Annotated in this window: 27 protein-coding genes; 25 read left to right on the forward strand and 2 right to left on the reverse strand. The window is 39.5% G+C overall.

Translation table 11 applies throughout. The annotated features are described in order from the left end of the window. The first annotated feature begins 12 nt into the window (after window positions 1-12). The 9 genes from spoIIIAC (at window position 13) to ACFW35_RS07600 (ending at window position 6,220) form a co-directional block, all read left to right on the forward strand. Window positions 13-219 carry a stage III sporulation protein AC gene (gene spoIIIAC / locus ACFW35_RS07560; protein WP_066290831.1) on the forward strand — a complete coding sequence of 69 codons (207 nt, stop codon included), beginning with the start codon at window positions 13-15 and terminating at the stop codon, window positions 217-219. Between the two features lie 13 nt (window positions 220-232). After that, the gene (gene spoIIIAD / locus ACFW35_RS07565; RefSeq protein ID WP_379844825.1) at window positions 233-622 is read left to right on the forward strand and encodes a stage III sporulation protein AD; all 390 of its coding nucleotides are present in this window, start codon (window positions 233-235) and stop codon (window positions 620-622) included. A gap of 32 nt (window positions 623-654) precedes the next feature. After that, a complete protein-coding gene (gene spoIIIAE, locus ACFW35_RS07570) occupies window positions 655-1,824 on the forward strand; it encodes a stage III sporulation protein AE (protein ID WP_379844827.1) in 1,170 nt (389 codons plus the stop codon). A 14-nt stretch (window positions 1,825-1,838) separates the two neighbouring features. Continuing rightward, window positions 1,839-2,462, forward strand: a complete 624-nt coding sequence (spoIIIAF, locus tag ACFW35_RS07575; RefSeq protein WP_379844829.1) for a stage III sporulation protein AF — start codon at window positions 1,839-1,841, stop codon at window positions 2,460-2,462. Next, a complete protein-coding gene (spoIIIAG, locus tag ACFW35_RS07580) occupies window positions 2,459-3,103 on the forward strand; it encodes a stage III sporulation protein AG (protein WP_379844831.1) in 645 nt (214 codons plus the stop codon). Before spoIIIAF ends, spoIIIAG begins: the two co-directional genes overlap by 4 nt. Window positions 3,104-3,107: 4 nt before the next feature. Then, window positions 3,108-3,620, forward strand: coding sequence for a SpoIIIAH-like family protein (locus ACFW35_RS07585; protein ID WP_066290819.1), 513 nt, complete (start codon window positions 3,108-3,110; stop codon window positions 3,618-3,620). A gap of 303 nt (window positions 3,621-3,923) precedes the next feature. Next, the gene (gene accB / locus ACFW35_RS07590) at window positions 3,924-4,427 is read left to right on the forward strand and encodes an acetyl-CoA carboxylase biotin carboxyl carrier protein (protein WP_379844833.1); all 504 of its coding nucleotides are present in this window, start codon (window positions 3,924-3,926) and stop codon (window positions 4,425-4,427) included. Window positions 4,428-4,439: 12 nt separating this feature from the next. Next, complete coding sequence (gene accC / locus ACFW35_RS07595) at window positions 4,440-5,798, forward strand: acetyl-CoA carboxylase biotin carboxylase subunit (protein ID WP_379844835.1); 1,359 nt, start codon at window positions 4,440-4,442, stop codon at window positions 5,796-5,798. 17 nt (window positions 5,799-5,815) lie between these two features. Further along, on the forward strand, window positions 5,816-6,220 hold the full coding sequence (locus ACFW35_RS07600) for an Asp23/Gls24 family envelope stress response protein (RefSeq protein WP_066290809.1): 405 nt from the start codon (window positions 5,816-5,818) through the stop codon (window positions 6,218-6,220). 9 nt (window positions 6,221-6,229) lie between these two features. Here ACFW35_RS07600 and ACFW35_RS07605 read toward each other — a convergent pair whose 3' ends face one another. Continuing rightward, complete coding sequence (locus tag ACFW35_RS07605) at window positions 6,230-6,364, reverse strand: hypothetical protein (RefSeq protein WP_379844837.1); 135 nt, start codon at window positions 6,362-6,364, stop codon at window positions 6,230-6,232. A gap of 273 nt (window positions 6,365-6,637) precedes the next feature. Here ACFW35_RS07605 and nusB point away from each other — a divergent pair, with 273 nt between their 5' ends. The 12 genes from nusB (at window position 6,638) to spo0A (ending at window position 19,780) form a co-directional block, all read left to right on the forward strand. Continuing rightward, on the forward strand, window positions 6,638-7,033 hold the full coding sequence (gene nusB, locus ACFW35_RS07610) for a transcription antitermination factor NusB (protein ID WP_379844839.1): 396 nt from the start codon (window positions 6,638-6,640) through the stop codon (window positions 7,031-7,033). A 22-nt stretch (window positions 7,034-7,055) separates the two neighbouring features. Next, window positions 7,056-7,919 (forward strand): bifunctional methylenetetrahydrofolate dehydrogenase/methenyltetrahydrofolate cyclohydrolase FolD, encoded by an 864-nt coding sequence (gene folD, locus ACFW35_RS07615; protein ID WP_379844841.1) that lies wholly within the window; start codon window positions 7,056-7,058, stop codon window positions 7,917-7,919. Next, entirely contained in the window at window positions 7,919-9,265 is a 1,347-nt protein-coding gene (gene xseA / locus ACFW35_RS07620; RefSeq protein WP_379844843.1) for an exodeoxyribonuclease VII large subunit, read from the forward strand. The genes folD and xseA overlap by 1 nt, the downstream gene beginning before the upstream one ends. A 3-nt stretch (window positions 9,266-9,268) precedes the next feature. Beyond that, complete coding sequence (locus tag ACFW35_RS07625; protein WP_379844845.1) at window positions 9,269-9,511, forward strand: exodeoxyribonuclease VII small subunit; 243 nt, start codon at window positions 9,269-9,271, stop codon at window positions 9,509-9,511. Then, the gene (locus ACFW35_RS07630) at window positions 9,511-10,389 is read left to right on the forward strand and encodes a polyprenyl synthetase family protein (protein ID WP_379847426.1); all 879 of its coding nucleotides are present in this window, start codon (window positions 9,511-9,513) and stop codon (window positions 10,387-10,389) included. Before ACFW35_RS07625 ends, ACFW35_RS07630 begins: the two co-directional genes overlap by 1 nt. Window positions 10,390-11,090: 701 nt before the next feature. Further along, window positions 11,091-11,687, forward strand: coding sequence for a hypothetical protein (locus tag ACFW35_RS07635; protein ID WP_379834656.1), 597 nt, complete (start codon window positions 11,091-11,093; stop codon window positions 11,685-11,687). Window positions 11,688-11,707: 20 nt separating this feature from the next. Beyond that, on the forward strand, window positions 11,708-13,606 hold the full coding sequence (dxs, locus tag ACFW35_RS07640; RefSeq protein ID WP_379844847.1) for a 1-deoxy-D-xylulose-5-phosphate synthase: 1,899 nt from the start codon (window positions 11,708-11,710) through the stop codon (window positions 13,604-13,606). After that, a complete protein-coding gene (locus ACFW35_RS07645; protein WP_379844848.1) occupies window positions 13,603-14,421 on the forward strand; it encodes a TlyA family RNA methyltransferase in 819 nt (272 codons plus the stop codon). The genes dxs and ACFW35_RS07645 overlap by 4 nt, the downstream gene beginning before the upstream one ends. A 428-nt stretch (window positions 14,422-14,849) precedes the next feature. Continuing rightward, window positions 14,850-15,299 (forward strand): transcriptional regulator AhrC/ArgR, encoded by a 450-nt coding sequence (gene ahrC / locus ACFW35_RS07650; protein ID WP_077365265.1) that lies wholly within the window; start codon window positions 14,850-14,852, stop codon window positions 15,297-15,299. A 24-nt stretch (window positions 15,300-15,323) separates the two neighbouring features. After that, window positions 15,324-17,015 (forward strand): DNA repair protein RecN, encoded by a 1,692-nt coding sequence (recN, locus tag ACFW35_RS07655; RefSeq protein WP_379844850.1) that lies wholly within the window; start codon window positions 15,324-15,326, stop codon window positions 17,013-17,015. A gap of 136 nt (window positions 17,016-17,151) precedes the next feature. Next, on the forward strand, window positions 17,152-18,438 hold the full coding sequence (gene spoIVB / locus ACFW35_RS07660) for a SpoIVB peptidase (protein ID WP_379844851.1): 1,287 nt from the start codon (window positions 17,152-17,154) through the stop codon (window positions 18,436-18,438). Window positions 18,439-18,988: 550 nt separating this feature from the next. Further along, a complete protein-coding gene (spo0A, locus tag ACFW35_RS07665; protein ID WP_379837108.1) occupies window positions 18,989-19,780 on the forward strand; it encodes a sporulation transcription factor Spo0A in 792 nt (263 codons plus the stop codon). Between the two features lie 221 nt (window positions 19,781-20,001). On the opposite strand, the gene ACFW35_RS07670 is transcribed toward spo0A, so the two are convergent. Continuing rightward, the gene (locus ACFW35_RS07670) at window positions 20,002-20,238 is read right to left on the reverse strand and encodes a DUF2627 domain-containing protein (protein ID WP_379834646.1); all 237 of its coding nucleotides are present in this window, start codon (window positions 20,236-20,238) and stop codon (window positions 20,002-20,004) included. A gap of 145 nt (window positions 20,239-20,383) precedes the next feature. Here ACFW35_RS07670 and ACFW35_RS07675 point away from each other — a divergent pair, with 145 nt between their 5' ends. From ACFW35_RS07675 to buk, 4 genes are all read left to right on the forward strand, one after another. Next, window positions 20,384-22,435 carry a sigma 54-interacting transcriptional regulator gene (locus ACFW35_RS07675; RefSeq protein WP_379844853.1) on the forward strand — a complete coding sequence of 684 codons (2,052 nt, stop codon included), beginning with the start codon at window positions 20,384-20,386 and terminating at the stop codon, window positions 22,433-22,435. Window positions 22,436-22,564: 129 nt separating this feature from the next. Continuing rightward, window positions 22,565-23,476, forward strand: coding sequence for a phosphate butyryltransferase (gene yqiS / locus ACFW35_RS07680; protein ID WP_379844855.1), 912 nt, complete (start codon window positions 22,565-22,567; stop codon window positions 23,474-23,476). A gap of 12 nt (window positions 23,477-23,488) precedes the next feature. Then, the gene (gene bcd, locus ACFW35_RS07685; protein WP_379844856.1) at window positions 23,489-24,589 is read left to right on the forward strand and encodes a branched-chain amino acid dehydrogenase; all 1,101 of its coding nucleotides are present in this window, start codon (window positions 23,489-23,491) and stop codon (window positions 24,587-24,589) included. A gap of 26 nt (window positions 24,590-24,615) precedes the next feature. Continuing rightward, the gene (buk, locus tag ACFW35_RS07690) at window positions 24,616-25,728 is read left to right on the forward strand and encodes a butyrate kinase (protein WP_379844858.1); all 1,113 of its coding nucleotides are present in this window, start codon (window positions 24,616-24,618) and stop codon (window positions 25,726-25,728) included. Window positions 25,729-25,746 lie beyond the last annotated feature (18 nt).

Genomic DNA, 25,746 nt, shown 5'->3' on the forward strand with positions numbered 1-25,746 from the left:
GGGGAACTTTATATGGGACTTGATGTTAACGCAGTCTTTCAAATCGCTGGTTTAGGAATAATTGTAGCTATGCTGCATACCGTCTTAAAAATGATTGGGAAAGAAGATTATGCTCATTGGGTAACTTTATTGGGGTTTGTAGTTGCTTTATTCATGGTGATCACTTTGCTTGATGACCTTTTTCAGAAAGTAAAAGGAGTGTTTTTGTTCCAGAACTAAGGAGGGAGACCAATTGGAAATTATCCAAATAGTTGGTTTTGGACTGGTCGCAGCTTTCTTAGCCTTAGTCCTGAAAGAGCAGAAAGCGAATTTTGCTTTTTTGATCACCCTTATGGTAGGCGTGGGAATTTTTTTATTCCTGATTGATAAGATCGGACAGGTTATTACGATGCTTCAAAGGCTGGCAGTTAACGCCAATGTAAATATGGTTTATGTTGAAACACTATTAAAAATTATTGGAATTGCTTATATTGCAGAATTTGGAGCCCAGATTACGAGGGATGCCGGACAAGGGGCAATTGCATCAAAGATAGAGCTTGGAGGTAAGATCCTAATTTTAGTCATGGCAATTCCAATTTTAACGGTAATTATTGAAACGGTGCTGACGCTTATTCCCAAATAAGAAAGCGGGTCGTAAGGATGAGGAGAAGTATGATGCGGACAGGCTTTTTTTTACTAATATTTGTGTTTATGATGACTTTCGGCAGCCATGCATCTGTTTCTGCAGAATCAATCACTTCTGAAATAGTAGAGCATCAGATCTCATCCATGCAGCTTGATGAAATTAAAGATTTTTGGGACAGCGTCTCTAGTGAATACGGGGGCTTCTTGCCGGAGAGCCAGAAAGGTACTTTTTTTGAATTTGTAAAAGGTGATAAAGAGTTCTCTATAAAAGCGTACTTGATGGGTCTATTAAAATTTTTGTTCCATGAAATGGCTGTTCACGGAAAACTACTCGGTACATTAATCTTACTGACAGTGTTCAGCATGCTTTTGCAATCTATACAAAATGCATTTGATAAATCAGCAATATCTAAGGTTGCTTATGCAATTATCTATATGGTTTTGATCATACTGGCACTTAATAGTTTTCATGTGGCCATTTCATATGCTGTAGAAGCGATAGATACAATGCTCAGTTTCATGATTGCACTCATCCCTCTCCTTTTGGCTTTAATGGCGACTGTAGGAAGTATAGCTTCTGTCGCCTTTTTCCATCCAGTCATCTTATTTTTAGTTAACACGAGCGGTCTGCTCATTAAAAATTTTGTACTTCCTCTGCTTTTTTTATCTGCTTTATTAAGTATCGTATCTACAATGTCAGAACATCACAAAGTTACTCAGTTAGCAAAGCTGCTGAGAAATATAAGCATAGGCTCATTAGCATTTTTCTTTACCGTCTTTCTTGGAGTTATGAGCGTTCAGGGAGCAACAGCAGCAGTAGCTGATGGAATTACAATTAAGACTGCAAAATTTATTACGGGCAATTTTATTCCTGTAGTAGGAAGAATGTTTACCGATGCAACCGATACAGTCATGAGTGCCTCCATACTCCTAAAGAATTCGGTAGGAATTATAGGTGCAGCACTCTTATTGCTGATAGCTATATTCCCAGCTATTAAAGTATTAATCTTAGCTTTCATTTACAGTATGGCATCAGCCTTGCTGCAGCCGCTTGGCGGAGGACCGATCGTAGAGTGTTTAGGAATTATCGGCAAAAGTGTCATGTTTATCTTTGCAGCACTAATGACGGTGTCGATCATGTTTTTCCTAGCGATAACCATCATAATAGCTGCTGGAAATGTCACGCTGATGGTTCGGTAGGGAGGTGTTTAACAGTGGTATTTTTAACTGAATGGATCACGAACATCATTGTACTTGTTCTGCTCGCAGGGGTAATCGAGCTATTATTGCCAGGCAACCAATTTCAGAGTTATATCAAGATGGTAATCGGCCTTCTTATTTTGCTTGCTATGCTGTCTCCATTATTTAAACTATTAAATTCTGATATGGATCAAGTGTTTCAAGCTATGGATCTGCCAGCTGCTGCGAAAGAAAATGAAATAAAAAATTCGATAGAAAAAAATAAAAGTGAAATACAAGGCGCACAACGTGCATATATATTAGAGCAAATGGCTGTCCCAATGAAAAAACAAGTTCAGGAGGAGTTGAATAAGACGTATGAATTAGAAATTGTCGATCTTCAAATCCATACGAATAGCGGTACGGAGTCTTTAAAGCCTGAAGATATAACCGGTGTAAAAGTTGTACTAGCTAAACATCATGAACCAGCTGGTGTCTCAGAAGTATCAGAAGTGGATGTGACCATTTCTGAAAAAAGAGACCAAGCTGAAAAAGATGGGGTACCTGAAGAGATTGTAGATTTCTTGGCCAGCCAATGGCAGCTAGATGCACAGCAGCTTGAGGTGGAAATGGAAGGGGGAGAGGAGTCATCCCAATGAAACATTCATTTTGGGAACAGATAAAAAAATGGCTGCAGCTGAGTGATAAAGCAGGGAATAAACAAAAATACTTACTTGTACTGCTTCTATTGGGAATTGCTCTTATGTTTATAAGTAAAATGATTGACTCCCCTGCTAAAAATGTTTCCATGCAAACACTTTCTAACAACACACAATCTAATGAATCAGAAGCCGTATTCAAGAATACAAAAGAAGTTACCAACAAGAACATTCGATCTTATGAAGACAGATATGCGAATCAGCTGAAAGATCTGTTAGAGCAGATCCAAGGAGTGGAGAGTGTTTCCGTTTATGTAGAACTTGAAACAACTGAGAGAAAAGAAGTTGCAACTGACGAGAACATTCAAAGACAAACAACATCAGAAACAGATAAAAGTGGAGGGAAACGAACGATTGAAGATCAAAAGACAGAAGAAAAGATTGTAATCGTTCAAAACGATGGAAAAGAAGAACCTATTGTAATAACAACCGAAAAGCCAAAAATAAGGGGTATAGCGGTTGTAGCTCAAGGAGCGGAAAATCTGCAAACAAAAGCAATGATCATCGATGTGATAACAAAAGTATTTGATATCGGCAGCCACAATGTATCTGTGGTCCCAAAAAAATACGAGGGGGATTAAAAGAATGTTACTTAAAAAACAAACAGTTTGGCTATTAACAATGCTTAGTTTGATTATTGTATTATCTGTGTATTACATTACTGCACCAGGTGGAACTGATGATCTTGCATACTTGGAGGCAGGTAAAAAATCTGGCAAAGATGCTACAGTTTCAGGTGTTGCCAACGATGATATGTTCACAGCACTTCGTTTAGAGCGTGATGAAGTTCGTGACGAGATGAGTGCAGATTATGTAGCTGTAGCAGGTTCAGAAGATGCATCAGCAGAAGTACAAGCGGAGGCTTGGGCTAAAATGACTGAATTGCAGTCACTTACAATGAAAGAAGCTACTCTCGAAACACTAATTAAATCAATGGGCTTTAAAGATGCACTTGTCAGCACGATGAACAATGAGATTAAAGTGATCGTAAAAGCAGATAAATTATCCAAAAAAGAAGTTGTTGAGATTATGAATTTAGCAAACGAACATCTGGGCAGCAGCAAAACAGTAGCTGTTGAATACCATGCTGCAAAGTAAAATGAAGCCGGAGTGATTCCGGCTTTTTTTATTTTGCAGCATTTCGTGTTATATTTTTAGTAGAATCAGATGTATTTCCGGTTTGTATTTATTTGATATAGGCAAAAATAGAATAATAAAGTATTCATAGCGGTAATCGCTTACAATCTCTTTAGGAATCGTGTACTATTAGATTTGTACATCAAACTAATGTATCCATGAAAAAAGAAATATGGTATATTACTTTTGTTAAGACCTAGTCACAATAGAAGGTGCTAAATCAAAATAAACCTGGATAGGATTGTTTAAAGGAGTCGAGATCTCATGCTAAAAATACAAGAAATACGAGAACTAATTAAACTTATCGACAAATCAAGTATTAATGAATTCAAATATGAAAATGACGGTTCAAAAATCGTTCTTAAAAAGAATGCTGGAACTGCTGTTTCATACCAAACAGAAGAAGTACCTGTTCAGCCAGTAGTGAATCAAGCAACACCTGCAAGAGAGTCAGCTCCTGCTGCAGAACCGGTAAAGGCTAGTCCGGAAGTACAGCAAGAAACAAAGGCTGCAGAAGAAGATGCATCATTACATAAAGTAGTGTCACCGATGGTTGGTACATTCTACTCGGCTTCTTCTCCAGAAGATGATCCTTTTGTTAAACCTGGAGACCAAGTATCTAAAGACAGCGTCGTCTGTATCATTGAAGCTATGAAATTGTTTAATGAAATTGAATCCGAAGTGAACGGTGAAATTGTAAAAGTATTGGTGGAGAACGGACAACTAGTAGAATATGGACAACCTCTGTTCCTCGTGAAAGCAGAATAGGAGGGTATGTCGATGATTAATAAGCTATTAGTAGCAAACCGTGGTGAGATTGCAGTACGGATTATTCGAGCATGCAAAGAACTGGGTGTTGAAACGGTAGCCGTTTATTCAGAAGCTGACAAGGATGCATTGCATGTCCGTTTGGCAGATGAGGCTTATTGTATCGGACCTACTGCTTCAAAAGACAGTTATTTAAATTTCACAAATATTATGAGTGTCGCTACATTGACAGGTTCAGATGCTATTCATCCAGGATACGGATTTTTAGCTGAAAATGCCGATTTTGCTGAGCTTTGCAGGGAATGCAATGTAACATTCGTAGGCCCTAGTTCAGAAGCCATCAACAAGATGGGGATTAAAGATGTTGCCAGAGCAACAATGGCAGATGCAGGTGTTCCGATCGTTCCCGGTTCAGAGGGGATAATCAGCGACAAGGAAGAAGCCATTGAACTAAGCAATAAAATTGGATATCCCGTCATTATTAAAGCGACTGCCGGCGGCGGAGGGAAAGGTATTCGTGTAGCCAAAAACGAAGCTGAACTATTAAAGGGTATTGCAATTACTCAGCAAGAAGCTGCAACTGCTTTCGGTAATCCAGGCGTTTATATCGAAAAATACATTGAAGATTTCCGTCATGTAGAAATACAAGTTCTTGCAGATAATTACGGACATGTTATTCATTTGGGAGAAAGAGACTGCAGTATTCAAAGACGTTTGCAAAAGCTTTTAGAAGAAACGCCATCTCCAGCAATAAGTCCGGAAAAACGCCAAGAAATGGGAGAAGCAGCTGTTAAAGCCGCGGAAGCCGTTCAATACTCCGGTGCCGGTACTGTTGAGTTTATTTTTGATCATAATACCGGTGAATTTTATTTCATGGAAATGAACACACGTATTCAAGTTGAGCATCCTGTAACAGAAATGGTTACGGGAATCGACCTTATAAAAGAACAGATCAAAGTGGCATCAGGCGAAAAATTAAGATATACACAGGAAGATATTGAGTTTAATGGATGGTCGATCGAATGCAGAATAAATGCAGAGAATCCGGAAAAGAACTTTATGCCTTCTGCAGGAAAGATTGACATGTATCTGCCTCCAGGTGGACTTGGGGTCCGCGTTGATTCAGCTGTGTATCCTGGATATACAATACCGCCATTCTACGATTCTATGATTGCTAAGGTAATCACTTATGGAAACACTAGACAAGAAGCAATCAATCGTATGAAGCGCGCGTTAAGTGAATTTGTTATTGAGGGAGTTCACACGACCATTCCTTTCCATCTGCGTCTTTTAAACCATGAAACATTCGTGAATGGCGACTTTAATACTAAGTTTTTAGAGAATTATGATTTAACTTCAAAAAGTGAATAACAGTGGAGGTGCATAAAATGAATGAACTGTCATTTGAGATGGAGAGCTATTCATCAGAGTTAGGTAAAGTTGAAATCTCACCTGAAGTAATTGAGGTTATTGCAAGTATTGCAGCTTCAGATGTTGAAGGTGTAGCGTCAATGAGAGGGAGCTTTGCAAGTGGAGTTGTAGAGCGGCTAGGAAAGAAAACGCACGGTAAAGGCGTTAAAGTTGAGCTGTCAGAGTCAGGTATTTCAATCGATATTTATGTATCTATGAAATATGGCGTTGCAATTCCAGATGTTGCTCAAAAAATCCAAGATTATGTCAGACAGGCATTGTTAGATATGACTGCACTAGAAGCAACAGACATTAATGTTTTTGTGGTAGGCGTTCAATTCGACTCCAAAGAAAAACAGTATGAAGCACCGGAAGTAGATTGATGCAGAAAATCAAAGGGGGATTCCTCCTTTGATTTTTTTCTTTCTTGGCTCTTTTCTTAGGCTTGTTACTAATGGCTGTTTTCTAAAGAATTGTTGCTTTTGACTTTTTAAATTCTCATCATTTGCAAGTTGATTGTAGCGCAAGATGCGAGACTCCTACGGGACGAGCGGTCAGGTGGAGACTCCTAATGCCGCGAAGCGGCAGGAGGCTCACCGCACGCCCCGTGGAAAGCGAGCAGCCTGGAGCGGAAATCAACTACTTTCAAAAACAACATTGTATTCGGAAACAGCATTTTCCAGATGAAAAACTGAATGTTTTCAAGGGTTTTAGTATTAATTGTTCGGATTGTAACCTCTCGTCTGAATATGGTATTATGCTAGATAGAAATTGTTCGCATATAGAAAGGAAGTCGAATTATGAAACGTAGACTTGCTAGAGAAAAAGCCTTTCAATCGCTTTTTCAAATTGAAGTGAGTGACATTAATATTGAAGAAGCAATGGAGCACGTATTAGAAGGAGAACCATCTGATGATTTTCTTAATGAAATCGTGAGTGGAACCGTTGAAAATAAAGCAGAGATAGAGAGATTTCTAACTCCTTATTTAGAAAAATGGAGCTTTTCAAGACTTGCTAATGTAGAACGCGTAGTTCTGCAAATGGCAGCTTATGAATGGCTATACATGGATGAAGTACCCAAGAACGTTACTCTGAATGAGGCGATAGAAACTGCTAAAATATTTGGCGGTGAGGAAGCAGGACGCTTCGTTAATGGTGTATTAGGAAAGATAATTTCAGATATCCGGAAAAAATAAAAATTTTTGAGGGGGACCTAGAATGACTGTATTAGATGGAAAGCAAATTGCAAAAGAGATAAGAGAGCAGCTGGCTAGAGAGATACAGGAACTGAAGCTGGAAGGAAATGTGCCTGGATTGGCTGTTATTCTAGTAGGCGATCACCCTGCATCACGTTCATATGTTCTTGCAAAAGAAAGAACATGCAAAGAACTAGGAATGCACTCAGTATTAACTGAATTGCCTGAGTCCATTTCTGAAAATGATTTGTTAGACTGCATTCAATCCTTTAACAATGATGAACAAATCGACGGAATTCTTGTTCAGCTCCCCTTACCCTCACATATAAGTGAATCAAAAGTTATTGAAACAATCCTTCCTGAAAAAGATGTTGATGGCTTCCATCCTATAAATATCGGAAGAATGCATGCTGGTGATGAGCATGCGTTTATTCCATGTACACCGCTTGGTATATTAGAGATGGTTAAACAGACAGGTGAAGAGATTTCTGGAAAGCATGTTGTTGTGGTAGGCAGAAGCAACTTAGTTGGAAAACCTGCAGGGCAGCTATTCTTGCAAGAGAACGCAACGGTTACGTTTTGCCATTCAAGAACAAAAAATCTGTCAGCACAAACACTGCAAGCGGATATTTTAATTGCCGCAGTAGGAAAACCAAACATTATTACCGAAGATATGGTTAGACCTGGTGCGGTTGTTATTGATGTAGGTGTAAACCGTCTTGAGAACGGTAAATTATGCGGAGATGTTGATTTTGAAGCAATTAAGCCAAAAGCAAAACATATTACTCCTGTTCCTGGCGGGGTAGGTCCAATGACGATCACGATGCTGATGAATAATACAGTGCTTGCATCAAAATGGAGAAAGAAGACAAAGGAAGTTCACTAATGCAAAACGATCGGTATGTACCAATATCTGCAGTAACCAGATATATAAAACGATTATTTGAAAATGACGGCAATCTGCAGGATGTATGGGTTAAAGGTGAGTTATCAAATGTTAAGCTGCATAGCAGAGGTCATTTATACTTCACTTTAAAAGATGCAAATAGCAGAGTAAGCGCAGTTATGTTTGCAGGAAATAATAAATATTTAAATTTCAAGCCTGAAGAAGGTATGAATGTTTTGATTCAAGGTTCCTTTTCCGTATATGAACCACAAGGACAATATCAGCTTTATGCAAGAACGATGCAGCAGGATGGTGTTGGTAATCTCTTTTTAGCGTATGAAGCATTGAAAAACAAGCTTGAACGCGAAGGGCTTTTTGATGCATCACGCAAAAAGCTGCTGCCAAAGTTTCCTATAAGAATAGGAGTTATCACATCGCCAACAGGAGCTGCGGTCAGGGATATCATCACTACGATTAAACGCCGCTTCCCTTTAGCGACTGTTACATTGTTTCCAGTTCTAGTACAAGGACCGGGTGCAGCTCCATCAATTGTTCGTGCAATTGAGCAGGCGAATGAATTAAATAAAGCTGATGTATTGATTGTCGGCCGTGGCGGAGGTTCAATTGAGGAGTTATGGGCATTTAATGAGGAAATCGTAGCACGCGCTATTTCTTTTTCACGATTACCGGTTATTTCTGCAGTTGGTCATGAAACAGATTTTACGATTGCAGATTTTGTAGCTGACCTAAGAGCGCCTACTCCAACCGCAGCAGCTGAGTTAGCTGTCCCGCATTTGGATGAACTCGGTGACCGGCTGCACCAAAGAAGTGTAAGACTGAAAAGAGTTATGGGTGATTTTTTAGCTGGGCATCAGCAGCACTTAAGCCGTTTGCAGAAATCATATGCTTTTAAATATCCGACTCAGCTTGTGAAGCAGAAGGAACAGGAATTGGACAGACACATAGACAAGCTTAAAAGAACTGCTGAAACCTTTCTTGGAGAGCATCAGAAACAATTAACACAGATGCAGCGTCAGCTAGCTCTATTCTCACCAGCTGGCCAGCTGCAAAAAGCAAATGAAAAAGTGAATTTGCTTCATAAGAACTTAATCAAAGAAACAAACAGACATATGAGACAGCACCAAACGAATTTTTCCAATAAAATTTCAAGGCTGTCCTCATTAAACCCGTTAGCTATAATGGATAGAGGATACAGTCTTACTTATAAAAAAGGAAAAAACGAACTCGTCAAGTCAGTGAAGCAAGTTAATTCTGGTGAGTCGTTAACGATAAAACTTAAAAACGGTCAGATCAATTGTCACATCACTGGAACGGAGGGTCTTTAACCAATGGCTGAAAAAAAGGAAAAAAAATTAACATTTGAAGATGCAATGCTACATCTTGAAGAGATTGTTGAGAAACTTGAACAAGGTGATGTGCCTTTAGAAGAAAGTATTGATCTTTATCAGCAGGGTATGAAGCTTTCAAAGCTGTGTCATACAAAGCTTAAAAACGTTGAGAAGAAAATGGATACGATTATGCATGAAGATGGAAAGGAAGAACCATTCGTCATCCAGGAGGAAGATCATTGATTGATTTTGAACAATATCTTCGCGATAAGAAACAATTAGTAGAAGATAGGATGATCGGTTATCTTAATAGGCTTAATGCTCCGGCTACTTTAAAAGAATCAATGCTTTATTCTATTTCTGCAGGAGGAAAAAGACTGCGCCCCATATTAGCACTTGCAGTCATGGAATCTTTTCAAAAAGACCCTGAATTTGTATTAGATGCAGCTTGTGCCATTGAGTTTGTACATACGTATTCTCTTATACATGATGATCTTCCATCTATGGATAATGATGATTATAGAAGGGGAAAGCTTACTTCCCATAAAGTATATGGAGAAGCCCAAGCCATATTGGCAGGAGACGCCCTTTTAACAGAAAGCTTCTCTTTGGTTACGGATAATGTCTTCCTTAATGCAGATCAAAAAGTCAGATTGCTCTCAGTTCTTTCCCGTGCAGCAGGTGCAGAAGGAATGGTTGGCGGCCAGGTAGAAGATCTTGAAGGAGAAAACAAAGAGCTTTCTCTCAAAGAGCTAGAGAGCATCCACGAAAAGAAAACAGGTAAAATGCTGGAGTGCTCTGTATTAACTGGTGGAATTGCGGCTGATGCAACTGAAGGGGAGCTTTTGGCTTTACAGCTCTATGCTCGGCACATAGGAATCGCATTTCAAATCCAGGATGATATCCTGGATATCACGGGTAATCAGGATGAACTTGGTAAGCCGATTGGCAGTGATGAAGCAAACTTGAAGACAACATATCCGAAATTGCTGGGTCTTGACGGCGCACAAAAAGAAATGGAAAATCACATTCGGATTTCTTTGGAACATTTAGGTAAAATCAATAGAAATACAGGCATATTAGCATCCATTGCGGACTACATTATAAAAAGAAACCACTAAGAGATTGTTGAGCTATTGGAAGTATGATATGATATTATTTGCTTTGGAGTGGTGCAGTATTCTAGTCAGTCCCCCGTTCCTGAAGGCGGGCCTAAAAATCCGCCAAAGGGCACATCGATGAAGTTCCTTGTGTTGGCTTGAGGCGCCCAGCCTTGGGTTAACGCTGGGAGTTAAGGTTGAAGGGCGATCCACAATGGCATGTGGGCGATGACCCTTCTTCCGCGGAGGCCCCCATATTTGCGGTTTGTGTTCAAAAGACCTTACTGCGAAATGGGGTTTGAACCTGCTTTGCCGCTTTTCTTGATCTTCAGGAAAAGAAAAGGCGAGCAGCGTAGCCTGCCTTGAGTGGAGCTAGAGGGGATTATGGTGTGAAAAGCCTGTATCGGTTGGCCGCTGATTTTGAGCTTTATGCCATATGAAATCTACTCTGCAAAAGAGGCTAGGGAATGTGCGAAGGGCTGTTGAGGAAAACTCCTAGACTGTTCTGCTATCTAGACACCTGTTAGGGATTATAGTGCGGACTAAGTGGTAATCTAGTCTAACGTTTGGCGACAGCGTTAAGAAGAGAGTAAAGGGAAACCGCGAATATGGCGACATTTCGTACTCTTCTGGGAAAACCTACTGGACCTAAGCCGCAGTCTTTACTTAATAAGGTGACCACTCCTTATTACATAAAGTTACCAAAAAAGAAGGAGTTATGCATGAAGCATTCCTTTTCTAAAACACTCAAATGGAGTACAAGCATTGCCGTTATCACTCTTGTGTTAGCGGCTATTTTTACAGTTGTCTCTTCTGCCCTCCTTAATGGTGTTTCTTGGGGGATCGGGATGGGAATCGTCTTTTTAATCGTGTTAACCGGTGTTATCTTTGATATTATCGGAGTAGCATCCACAGCGGCTCAAGAAGTTCCGTTTCATGCGATGGCTTCAGAACGAGTACCAGGTGCAAAACATGCTATTCTAATAACAAGAAACGCAGATCGTGTAGCGAACTTTTGCAATGATGTAATCGGGGACATATCTGGTATAGTTAGTGGTACAGCATCTGCTGCAGTTGTGGTAGAGCTGACGCTTTCAATGGGTCGGAATAATGGCTCAAATCTCGAGTACTTGATTACAATAATCTTTACAAGTGTTGTTGCTGCACTGACAGTCGGAGGAAAAGCGCTAGGAAAATCTTATGCGATCAATCACTCAACCTTTATTATTTTTCAGGTTGGGCGTTTATTATATTTTATAGAGGAAAAATTAAGAATTAAACTGCTATCGCCTGCTAAGAAAGAGAAAAAAAGGCGTTAATGGAAAGAGAGGCATATTCCATGAACCTGGAAGACATTCAGAATCCTCATTTTTTAAAATCATATGAGACTGAACAATTAAATAAATTAGCCGGTGATATACGTTCTTTTTTAATCGAGAAACTTTCAGTAAGAGGAGGCCACTTAGGCCCTAACCTGGGAGTTGTTGAATTGACACTCGCTATGCATAAGGTATTTGACAGCCCGAAAGATAAATTCATTTGGGATGTCGGGCATCAGGCGTATGTTCATAAAATCCTGACAGGCAGAGCGTCTCAGTTCGATACACTGCGCCAATATAAAGGCTTGTGCGGATTTCCTAAGAGAAATGAAAGTGAACATGATGTATGGGAAACGGGTCATAGTTCAACGTCTCTTTCTGCTGCTATGGGAATGGCAATTGCACGTGATCTAAAAAAGACTGATGATAAAGTAATCGCAGTTATCGGAGACGGTGCATTAACAGGCGGGATGGCTCTGGAAGCTTTAAATCATATCGGTCATGAAAAGAAAGACCTGATTGTCATCCTAAACGACAATGAAATGTCCATTGCACCAAATGTTGGTGCTCTTCACAACGTTCTTGGACGTATGCGGACAGCCAGAAAGTATAATAAAGCGAAAGATGAGCTTGAAGCATTAATCCGTAAGATACCTGCGTTTGGAGGCAAGCTTGCCGCTACTGCTGAACGTGTAAAAGACAGCTTAAAATATTTATTGGTGTCAGGCATGTTCTTTGAAGAGCTTGGATATACGTACTTAGGTCCTGTAGATGGGCACGACTTGGACGATTTAATTGAAAACCTTTCATATGCAAAGAAAACAAAAGGTCCTGTTATCATTCATGTTCTTACGAAAAAAGGAAAAGGATATGAACCTGCTGAAAGTGATAAAAAGGACAGCTGGCATGGTGTTGGACCATATAAGATCGAGTCCGGTGAACAAATCAAGCCTCAGCAAACAGGTCCTTCTTACAGTGGTGTTGTTAGTAAAACATTAGAAACGCTCTCGCATAAAGATCAGAGGATAGCAGTTATAACACCTGCTATGACAATTGGTTCTAAGCTTGTGGACTACGGAAAAGCTTTTCCAGACCGTCTTTTCGATGTAGGGATTGCTGAACAGCATGCAACTACTATGGCCGCAGGTCTTGCTACACAAAAAATGAAGCCTGTGCTTTCCATCTACTCTACTTTCTTGCAGCGCGGGTACGATCAGGTAGTTCATGACGTTGCAAGACAGAACTTAAATGTTCTTTTTACTATTGACCGTTCAGGTTTAGTTGGTGCAGATGGAGAAACGCACCAAGGTGTTTTTGATATTGCGTTTTTACGCCATATACCAAACATGGTGCTAATGATGGGAAAAGATGAAAATGAACTTCAAAATATGGTTTATTCAGCGCTGAAATATGAAGATGGTCCAATCGCTATCCGTTTCCCTAGAGGCAATGGAATTGGTGTTCAAATGGACGATGAGTTTGAAAATATTCCAATTGGATCTTGGGAAGTCTTGAAAGAAGGCGATGATGTTGCCATTCTTACTTTTGGGACAACAGTTCCTATGGCGCTTGAGGCTTGGGAAGTCCTCGCGAAATCTGGAGTATCTGCCCGAGTAATTAACGCAAGGTTCATTAAGCCGCTGGATTTTAAAATGCTGAACGATCTCTATGCTCAAAACATGCCGATTCTTACTTTGGAAGAAGCTATTTTACAGGGCGGTTTCGGCAGTGCTGTGCTGGAACATGCCGCCGATAATCAAGCGAACGTATTAATAGACCGCATGGGTATCCCTGACTGCTTTATCGAACATGGAAGTGTGACAAAGCTTCTTGAAGAGATCGGTCTAACGACTCCAGATCTTGTTGAACGAGTTAAAAAACTGGTAAAGAGAAAAGCAGAAAAGGGTCTTTTTACATGAAAAAAGAACGTGTAGATGTGATGCTTGTCAACCGCGGGTTGTGTGAAACGAGAGAAAAAGCTAAAAGGTCTGTTATGGCAGGCCTTGTTTATTCTGGGACAACACGTATGGAGAAGCCTGGAGAAAAAATTGAAACCGATGCCCCTTTGCATGTTAAAGGCGATTTAATTCCTTATGTGGGAAGAGGCGGTTTAAAGCTAGAAAAAGCCTTAAAAGTCTTTTCTTTTGATGTTAAAGATAAAACGGGTATGGATATTGGGGCTTCAACAGGGGGCTTTACTGATTGCGCACTGCAGAATGGTGCTAAATTTATTTATGCCATCGATGTGGGGTATAACCAGTTAGCCTGGAAGCTGAGGAATGATCCTCGTGTTGCTGTAATGGAAAGAACGAATTTTCGTTATGTAACTCCTGACCAGCTTGAAAATGGAATTCCGGATTTTGCTACAATTGATGTTTCCTTTATCTCACTGAGAATTATTCTTCCAGTTCTCACTCAGCTTATGGAAGAGGGAGAAGTAATAGCTCTTATTAAACCTCAATTTGAAGCCGGCAGAGAAGAAGTAGGAAAAAAAGGAATTGTCAGAGATCAGAAAGTTCACGAAAGAGTTATTACAGAAATCATTGAATTTGCGAAAAAAACAGGGATAAACCCTGTGGATTTGTCCTTTTCACCAATAACAGGAGGAGACGGAAATATTGAGTTTCTTCTTCATGGGGAAGTGAATAAACAGGTTAGATCACCTATCTCTGATGAAAGAATTAAGGAAGTTGTTACTGAAGCGCATAATACCTTTAGAAAAGAGCGGGATTAGCCATAGTCCTGCTCTTTTTCTTTGATTGTTTTCGCAAACTTTGTTGCTCATGAAAGTAATTGATTTCTGTTCCAGGTTGCTTCGCTGTCCGCGGGGCGTGCGGTGAGCCCCCTCGCCGCTTTGCGCCTTTGAGTGCTCTCACCTGACCGCCTCATGGAAGTACCCTTGCTCCTGCGTCTACAAGTAAATGCTACCGATTTGAGTTTCCTCGTCGCATGCCTAGCTAGAAGCTTCTCATGTGGTAGGCACGCACCTTCCACTCCAATCAACTTGTCAGTGAAGGAAATGAATAAAATTACTTAAAGGCAACAATCTTTTAGAAAAGAGCCTTTTCTTTTTATTTCATTAATGAAAAATTTACATCCTATGCACAATAGTATAAGATAAAGGCAGAATGTGACAGTGTAAAAATTGAGGTGGATTTACTAGTGAATAAAGGACAGCGACATATTAAAATTCGAGAAATGATCAGCAATCATGATATTGAAACCCAAGACGATCTTGTTGAACTTTTGAAGAAAGCAAACTTTAATGTTACCCAAGCAACGGTTTCACGTGATATTAAAGAGCTGCACCTTGTTAAGGTTCCCATGAATGACGGACGTTATAAATATAGTCTTCCGGCTGATCAGAGGTTCAACCCTCTTCAAAAGCTTCGGAGAACCTTGACAGACAGCTTCATAAGCATAGATCATGCCGATCATTTGATTATTATGAAGACCCTTCCAGGTAATGCAAATGCAATAGGTGCATTGATCGATAGGCTGGATTGGGAAGATCTGATGGGAACGATTTGCGGTGATGATACCATTTTAATCATTTGCCGTTCAAAAGATGTAAGTTCGGATATTTCGCAGCGCTTTTTAGATATGCTGTAAATCTTTTAATAAGGTGTGATGTACTTGTTAGCAGAATTAAGTATTCGTAATTTTGCTATTATCGATTCTTTAAGCGTTTCTTTTAAAAAAGGGCTAACTGTTCTAACGGGAGAAACTGGTGCAGGAAAATCGATCATTATTGATGCTATAGGCCTCTTAATAGGAGGGCGCGGTTCAACTGAGTTCGTTCGTTATGGGACACAAAAAGCAGAAATCGAAGGATTATTCCACATTCATGAGGACCATCGTGTTTACGAGAAATGTGAAGAAGTCGGGATAACCATAACGGATGAAATGGTTGTACTCAAACGTGATATAACTGAAAGCGGAAAAAGCATCTGCCGAGTAAACGGAAAGCTGGTCACACTTTCTGTATTAAAAGAAATTGGACAAGCCTTAGTTGATATTCACGGCCAGCATGAAACTCAATATTTGATGCAGCCGGATAAACACCTATTCTTATTGGACAGCTTTGGTGACAAAGATTTTAAGAAAGAGCTCTTTACTTACGAAGAAGCATTTAAAGAATATAAAGATATAAGCAAACAGCTTTCTGAACTATCAAGAAATGAGCAAGAGATCGCTCAGCGAATTGATTTATTAGAGTATCAATACGATGAAATTACTGGAGCAAATTTGCTCGAAGATGAGGATATCAAGCTCGAAGAAGAAAAGAGAATGCTCGGCAACTTTGAAAAAATTCATGGACACCTCCAGGACGCATATCACAGTCTCTATGGAGAAGGTAAAGGTCTGGAACTTATTTCTAGTGCCATGGCTGATTTCTCGCAGGTAGCAGCGCTGGATGAATCCCTTAAGGCAGATGAAGAACAGTTCGGCAGCAGCTTCTACGTGCTCGAAGAACTGACGTACAAAATTCGCGATATGTTTGATTCACTGGAGTATAACCCGGAAAGATTAAACAGCATCGAAATGCGTCTTGATGAAATCAGTAAATTGAAACGCAAATACGGTTCTTCTGTTAAGGAAATCTTACGGTATGGGGAAAAGGTCAAAAAGGAACTTGAACTCATTCAAAACAAAGATAACCATATAGAAGAGCTAAAAGCTAAACAGTCAAAGGTTATATCAAAATTAGAGACCTCAGGCAAAAAGCTTACAAAAAAGCGATCAGAAACAGCGAAAACATTAAAGAAAGCCATTCAGCAGCAGCTTAAAGAGCTTTATATGGAAAAAACGGAATTTGAGGTTGTAATGGATAGAACGGAAGATAATCAGTTCTTGAAGACAGGTATGGATTCTGTAGAATTCTTTATTTCTCCCAATCAAGGTGAGCCTTTGAAGCCTTTATCAAAAGTGGCTTCTGGCGGAGAACTATCCAGGGTAATTCTGGCTTTGAAAACCATTTTTTCTGAAAATCAAGGAATTACTGCTATTATCTTTGATGAAGTGGACACAGGAGTATCGGGACGAGTTGCTCAGGCTATTGCAGAGAAGATCTACCGTGTGTCAGTCGGTTCACAAGTGCTATGCATTAGCCATCTTCCTCAAGTTGCTGCTATGGCTGATACACATCTCCATATTTCAAAATCAACTCTCCAAGGCAGAACTGTGACAAAAGTGCTTTCTTTAAAGACTGATGAAAAAGTTCATGAAATCGGCCGGATGATTTCTGGCGTGGAAATTACAGATTTGACCAAACAGCACGCACAGGAATTGCTCCAGCTTGCAGAGACCATAAAAAAATCATCTTAAAACAATTATGCATGAAAAAGCTATCCATTTAAGGAATAGCTTTTTCTTTTTTGCCGGTTATAATCTTATGGTCCGTAGGCTAAATTAAAGGTACAGCCATGGTGAGGGTGTGAGCTTGGAGCGAGGAGAGTGAAAGATGTTTAAGGATTTACTTCGGCGAATGATCGGCGTTATTCTCCTTGGAAGTTTAGTGGGAATCGGTTTTTTGTCTCCTGTGCGTGATTATGTGAAACTGCCTGAATCTGTTACAATTTTTCAAGGACAAAATTCGATTCAGTCACTTCCTGCAGGTACATCTATTCAGCAGGAAGAGAATGAAATTTATACAACAGCAATGGAAAGTGAAAAAATCGTTTCGATACAAGCCAAAACAAATGGTGATCATATGGCAACTCTCGAAGCAGCAAGTTTTCCCATTAAAAAGATGGATGTAAAAGTACTTTCCGATTTAAAGGTCGTACCAGGCGGACAATCTATAGGTGTAAAATTAAATACACTCGGAGTCCTTATTGTTGGTCATCATCTTGTAAATACGAATTCAGGTAAACAGTCTCCAGGGGAAATTGCCGATATTCAGGTAGGAGATATTATTACCAAAATCAATGGAAAAGATATAAAAAAGATGGGCGATGTCAGCCCTTTTGTCAGAGAATCTGGGGAATCTCAAAAACCGCTGGATGTAACAATCATCAGAGACGGCAAATCCCTGCACAAAACACTTAAACCCCTTCAGGATAAAAATGATCAGTCATATCGAATTGGATTGTATATTAGAGATTCTGCTGCTGGAGTCGGTACACTTACTTTTTATGATCCGGCATCATTTAAGTATGGAGCTTTAGGACATGTTATTTCAGACATGGATACCAAAAAACCAATCAAAGTAAACAATGGCGAGATCTTAGGTTCGACAGTAACTTCAATTGAAAAAGGTTCAAATGGACATCCTGGAGAAAAATTAGCACGTTTCTCAAATGATCAAAGAGTTTTAGGGGATATTTCAAAAAACAGTCCTTTTGGTATATTTGGGAGATTGAACGATAAGATTTCTAACGGCAGCTGGAACAAGCCTCTGCCAATTGCATTGTCAGATCAAGTAAAAGAAGGCCCTGCAAAAATCCTTACCGTAGTCAACGGTTCAAAGGTAAGGGAATTTGATGTAGATGTGATCAGTTCTGTTCCACAAAAGTTTCCAGCAACAAAAGGGATGGTAATCAAAATCACTGATCCCCAACTTTTAAAGATTACCGGTGGAATCGTACAAGGTATGAGCGGGAGTCCAATCATTCAAAACGGAAGGATTATTGGTGCGGTAACACATGTGTTTGTAAATGATCCAACTTCAGGATATGGTGTTCATATTGAGTGGATGCTTGATGAAGCTGGTATAAATATATACGAAGAAAGAAAACAGGCGAGCTGATGCAGTTGCCTGTTTTTTTATTTGTTGCTATTTAAGTGGTTGATTTCCGTATCAGGAGTCAGATTTTCAAAAGTGCTTCATTGAATAGTTAATTGGAGCGGAAGGGCGAGACTCCTGCAGAACGAGCGGGGCAGGTGAGACCACTCAATGTACGCAGTACGGAGAGGGCTCACCGCACGCCCTGCGGAAAGCGAGCCACTGCAGCGGAAATTAACACTTTCAAAAGATGTTGTTTTTTTGAATTCCTACGTTGGAGGGGAAGGTGTGACTTTAGGCTTGTATATACTACCTAATGAAAAGGTTTTCTTTATTGTTTAGACATCTTTAAGAAAATTTTGTATAATGGAAGTTATAAAGAAAATTCGACAAACATATATGTTTACATACCAATAACTGTCGAAATTCAAAGTAAATTGAAGAAAATAGCTTTTTCTACAACAAAAATAAAATAATTTTAAAAAATTTAAAACAAAATAAAGGGATTTACGATTTATTGTTGAAATCTTACATTGGGAAAAACAAGAAATTGCTGGATGGGGAGGAATTAATGGTGCAAAAAGTTAAAGTGTGTCTAGCTGATGATAATCGTGAACTAATTAGTCTTTTGAGGGAATATCTTTCAAGTCAAGATGACATGGAAGTAATTGGGGTAGCTTATAACGGTCAAGAATGTCTTTCCGTTTTAGAAAATAAAAATCCTGATGTACTCGTACTCGATATTATCATGCCGCATTTAGACGGATTAGCTGTTTTAGAAAAAATCAGATCAAGTGATGATCTGCCTCAGCCTAATGTAATTATGCTAACTGCTTTTGGACAAGAAGATGTTACGAAAAAAGCTGTTGATCTTGGAGCTTCTTATTTTATCTTAAAACCATTTGATATGGATAATTTAGCTAGTCAGATCCGCCAGATTTGCGGTTCGGAAAAAACAACAGTTCAGCGTGCATCCGGAAATCGAAGCAGTTTCCAATCAATAAATAAACCGCGTAATCTAGACGCAAGTATTACGAGCATCATCCACGAAATTGGAGTTCCTGCTCATATTAAAGGCTATATGTACTTGAGAGAAGCAATTTCTATGGTATATAACGATATTGAGCTATTAGGATCAATTACAAAAGTATTGTACCCTGATATCGCTAAAAAGTTTAACACCACTTCAAGCCGTGTTGAACGCGCGATCCGCCATGCGATCGAAGTAGCTTGGAGCCGTGGAAACATCGATAGCATCTCTTCTTTATTCGGCTATACAGTTTCCATGTCTAAAGCAAAACCGACCAACAGTGAATTCATCGCAATGGTTGCTGATAAATTAAGGATCGAACATAAAGCTGGATAAATAATAAAAAGGGCTAACTCATTTGAGTTAGTTCCTTTTTCCTTTTACGGTACGTGTTCTTTTAATTTTTACACGTACGTTCAAAAACCTTAAGTTACGCTCTAAATCCCTGAATTACGCTCAGAAATCTTTATTGGCGCTCTAAATAATCTAGTTACGCTCAATCTCCCTGCCGCTTCGCTCAACTTAAAATAACCAGCCAATTTCTTTCATTGGTCTGGTTATTTTTTCTTATACTTTAATTGTACTTTATTTCTTTTTCGATCACGGTAAAATATAAATCCTCCCACAAAGGCAAGTCCAGCGGAAAAGCTGATAAATCCTGCGATAAACTGGAGCCACAAGAATGGGAATGGAAATTGCAATACTCCAAATAATGTGTCCCTCATCCATTTTATGCCCATTACGGCCATAATACCAGGAATTAAAACAATTACTAATGCTGCATACCTGCTCATGATTGTATTCACTCCTCTACATGTATTGTACATAAAGTTTATTTTATTGTCGATGAAATTACAGTTTGCAAACCCTTTCATGCTACGATATGATAAATGTGTGAAAAATATTGCACATCCATTTTACATAGAACATGGAGGGGTAATGTTGCAAACTGTATTATTAATGACCGCTCCTGAAGAAACAAAAAAGATTCTTCGTTTAATAAGGTCTTCATCTTTTTTTGAACCAATCGGAGTTTTTGTTGAAATGGGTGCGGAAAAAAAGCATGATGATGTGCCGGTTTTTTCATATTCATCTCCACCTCAGCTTGAGCCAGACTATGTGGTGTATTCACCTCCAAATATTAAAATAGCCATTCAGCTGCAGGAAGATGTTTATCATGAATCAGACATTATTTCAGATTCTCAATTTTATAAATTAGCAGATCACATTAAACAATCTAAGGCTGCCGAAGCTAATCTTCAGCAGTTCAAAACGATTCTAGATAATACTCATGACGGTATGATTGTTATTGATCAAAGGCTGAACATCACTATTTTTAATAAAAGTGCCGAAAGAATGACAGGTCTATCTGCTGATGAAGCATTAGGCAGGTCTATTCTGGAAGTAATGCCAAACAGTCAGCTTCCAAGAGTCTTGGATTCAGGAATTGAGGAAGTAAACCAAGAACAGATTCTTGCTAACGGTACAAAAATTTATACCACAAGAACGCCGATCTTAGATCAGTCTGGACGGAAACATGGTGCATTTGCTGTTTTTAAAGATATAACTGAAATCGTAGACCTTGCAGAAGAAGTTACAAATTTAAAAAGTATTCAAATTATGCTTAGTTCAATTATCAATTCATCAGAGGAAGCTATATCTGTTGTGGATGAAGAAGGAAAAGGGATTATGATAAATCCTGCTTACACAAAACTTACTGGCTACACAGCAGAGCAGGTAATAGGCAAGCCTGCAACAACAGATATTTCTGAGGGTGAAAGTATTCATATGCAGGTTTTGAAAACGAGGAAACCAGTCAGGGGAGCAAGGCTGCGAGTTGGTCCAAAAAGAAAAGATGTAATCGTTAATGTCGCGCCGATTATCGTTGATGGTTTATTAAAAGGCAGCGTTGGTGTAATTCATGACGTTTCTGAGATAAAAGGCTTAACTGAGGAATTGAATCGGGCCAGGCAGATTATCCGGACACTTGAAGCTAAATATTCTTTTGAAGACATTATTGGTGAATCAGATGAGATGAGGTTTGCGGTTGATCAAGCTAAGCTTGCAGCTTCAACGCCTGCAACTGTTCTTCTGCGCGGCGAGTCAGGTACTGGAAAAGAACTATTTGCTCATGCGATCCATAATGCGAGCGACAGGAAGTTCAATAAATTTATAAGGGTTAATTGTGCGGCACTCTCTGAATCACTCTTAGAAAGCGAACTCTTCGGTTATGTAGAAGGCGCATTTTCAGGTGCTTTAAGAGGTGGTAAAAGAGGTCTTTTTGAGGACGCTAACGGTGGAAGTATATTTTTAGATGAAGTTGGAGAGCTTTCACAAAATACACAGGCTAAACTGCTGCGTGTATTACAAGAAAATGAAATTAGACGGGTGGGAGACACGAAAGCGATTCCCATAAATGTGAGAGTTATTGCAGCCACAAACGTTAACCTTGAAAAGATGATAGCGGATGGCACTTTCAGGCAGGATTTGTATTACCGTCTAAACCGGATGCCAATTTATATTCCGCCACTTAGAGCTAGGAACAGTGATATTGTAATGCTGGCAAATCATCTTTTGCAAAAACTGAATCAGGACTACGGCCGGAATATTGAAATTATAAGCAGTGACGCGGAAGATTTCCTGCTTAAATATCATTGGCCGGGAAATGTTAGAGAACTTGAAAATGTATTGGGCCGGGCAATCATCCATATGAGTCATACAGATTCAAAAATTAACCGAGAACATATTTCTCTGCTTCAGCAAGTTGATCATAATAAGCCGAATTCAGAATCGGGCGGTTCTTTTAACGAATTAACGGAAGAGATCACTTTAGCAGAACAAATGGACGAGTTTGAAAAAACCATTTTAACAGATGCTATTAACAGATATAAAGGCAATAAAACGAAAACTGCGAAAGCATTAGGTATCTCATTGCGTAACTTTTATTATAAACTTGAAAAATATGGATTAGACGATAAGGTACGCAAATAATTTCATGCAAAAAATTGCGCACTTCTTGCAAAGTGTTGCAAAAAAGTTAGCTAATTATTAACAATCTTTATGAATTAATTTGGCATGAAACTTGCATATCTATATTTGTGTTTAACAAGGGGGGATAACATGCATTTGGAAGACTTGGTCAGCCAAGCCAAAAATCAGCAAGTGAAACCAGTCATCGCAGTAGCAGAAGCAGGCGATCAAGAAGTTATGGAAAGTGTTTTACGGGCTTATAAAGAGGGCATTGCTCATTTTATATTATTTGGAAATGCGGAAGTAATTTCTGACTGGCTAGAAAAGAATACAAACGATTCTACACCGGGAATTGAAATTGTTCCAACTAAATATGCGACAGCCGCAATAGAGGCTGTAAAAGCAGTACACGATGGCAAAGCGGATATCCTGATGAAGGGACTCGTTTCAACTTCTGTACTCTTAAAAGCTGTATTAAATAAAGAATTTGGCTTAAGGACAGGTAATGTCCTGTCACACGTAGCCGCGTTTGAAATCGAGGGGTATAACAGACTGATATTTGTTACAGATGCAGCAATGAATATAAATCCTGACCTTAACCAAAAGAGTCAAATATTGCAAAATGCAATAGACTTTGTTCAGCAAACAGGTGTTGATCAGCCTAAAGCTGCCGTTTTAGCTGCAGTAGAAAATGTAAACCCTGCCATGCAAGCAACTCTGGATGCTGCCAGCCTTACAGTAATGAATTTAAGAAACCAAATAACTGGCGGAATTGTGGAAGGTCCTTTAGCTCTCGATAATGCCATCTCAATGGAAGCGGCAGCACTTAAAGGAATCGCAGGAAATGTAGCAGGAAAAGCAGATATTTTACTTGTTCCGACCATTGAAACGGGCAACATTTTATACAAGTCACTCATTTATTTTGCCCGTGCAAAAGTTGGAGCAGTCATTTGCGGTGCTAAAGCGCCAATTGTTCTAACATCAAGAGCTGATTCTTCTGAGAGTAAATACCTCTCAATTGCTTTGGCTGTGAAATCTGTCATCACTGATAAGAAACTTTAGGAGGAATACAAAATGGAAATTTTCAAATATATGGAGACTTACGATTACGAACAAATGGTGATCTGCCAAGATAAACAATCTGGGTTAAAAGCTATCATCTGTATCCATGACACGACATTAGGTCCTGCTCTAGGCGGAACAAGAATGTGGACATATGATTCTGAAGAGGCAGCAATTGAAGATGCACTAAGACTTGCAAGAGGAATGACTTACAAAAATGCTGCAGCTGGTTTAAACCTTGGCGGCGGTAAAACAGTTATCATAGGAGACCCTAAGAAAGATAAAAACGAAGAAATGTTCCGTGCATTCGGACGCTATATCCAAGGTCTAAACGGCCGTTATATTACAGCAGAAGATGTTGGTACAACGGTTGAAGATATGGATTTAATCTATCAGGAAACACCATTTGTCACAGGCGTTTCACCAGCGTTTGGTTCAAGCGGAAATCCTTCTCCAGTAACAGCTTATGGTGTTTACCGGGGTATGAAAGCAGCAGCTATGGAAGCGTTTGGAACAGATTCTTTAGAAGGAAAAGTGATTGCCGTTCAAGGTGTAGGGCATGTTGCTTATACACTTTGTAAACACCTTCATGAAGAAGGAGCTTCACTAATCGTAACAGATATCAACAAAGAAGCTGTTCAGCGTGCTGTTGAAGATTTCGGTGCTAAGGCTGTAGACATCGAAGATATTTATAGTGTTGACTGCGATATTTTTGCTCCATGTGCACTTGGTGCGATTATTAATGATGACACGATTTCAAAAATTAAGGCGAAGGTTATTGCAGGTGCTGCAAACAACCAGCTAAAAGAAACAAGACATGGTGATGCTCTCCATGAAATGGGTATTGTCTATGCTCCAGATTATGTAATCAATGCTGGCGGAGTAATAAATGTTGCTGACGAACTTAATGGCTACAACCGTGAGAGAGCACTTAAGAAAGTTGAAACAATTTATGACAATATTGCAAGTGTTATTGAAATTTCAAAGCGTGATAATATTCCTACTTACCTTGCAGCTGACCGTCTTGCTGAAGAGCGTATTGAGCGAATGAGAAAATCAAGAAGTCAATTTTTATTAAATGAACGACACATTCTGTCAAGCCGAACTCGCTAAAGTTTGTATTAATGGAGGTTTGAAACGTGCATCAAAAAGAATTTCGCATACTAGTGATCAATCCGGGCTCAACCTCTACCAAGATAGGTATTTTTGATAACGAACGGCCTGTTTTTGAAAAAACAATCAGGCATGATATAGATACCATTAATCAATTTGACTCTGTCATTGATCAATATTCATTCAGAAAAGAAACCATTCTAGAGGCATTGGATTATGAAGGAATAAACATTTCAAAGTTAAGCTGCGTGGTTGGCCGCGGGGGATTATTAAGACCGATCGAAGGTGGAACTTACAGCGTAAACGAACCAATGCTGCAAGATTTAAAAACGGGGTTTGCAGGTGAACATGCTTCTAATTTAGGCGGTATTCTTGCATATGAAATAGCAGAAGGATTAAATATTCCTTCATTTATCGTAGACCCTGTTGTAGTTGATGAAATGGATGAGATTGCACGTATATCAGGTGTACCTGATATCGAACGAAAAAGTATATTTCATGCATTAAATCAAAAAGCGGTAGCAAGAAGAGTATCAAAAATGCTTGATAAATCCTATGAATCACTTCGTCTCATTGTTGTTCACATGGGCGGAGGAATTACGGTTGGGGTTCATAAGGACGGCCGGGTAATTGATGTAAACAATGGCCTGCATGGAGAAGGGCCTTTTTCACCTGAACGTGCAGGTACAGTTCCAATCGGAGATTTAGTCTCTCTTTGCTTCTCTGGAGAATATTACGCGGACGAAGTAATGAAAAAGCTCGTAGGACAAGGCGGACTTGTTGCTTATTTGGGAACAAATGATGCAAGAACAGTGGAAGAGAAAATTGAGAACGGCGATGAAAGAGCAGCACTTGTATATGATGCAATGGCTTACCAAGTCGCTAAAGAAATCGGGTCAGCGAGTACAGTCCTTCACGGACAAGTTGATGCGATCGTTCTAACTGGCGGGCTAGCTTTTGGCAAAGAATTTGTTAAGAAAATAATAGATCGTGTTGAGTGGATTTCAGATTGTATCATTCAGCCTGGAGAGAATGAACTTCAAGCGTTAGCAGAAGGTGGACTTCGCGTTTTAAGAAATGAAGAGAAGGCGAAGGAATATCCGGGAGGGAAGACTCCTGCAGAATTGCCGCTGGTTTAACAGCAAAAGGAGATATGA

Source organism: Fictibacillus sp. NPDC058756, assembly GCF_042746035.1.
GTDB lineage: Bacteria > Bacillota > Bacilli > Bacillales > Fictibacillaceae > Fictibacillus.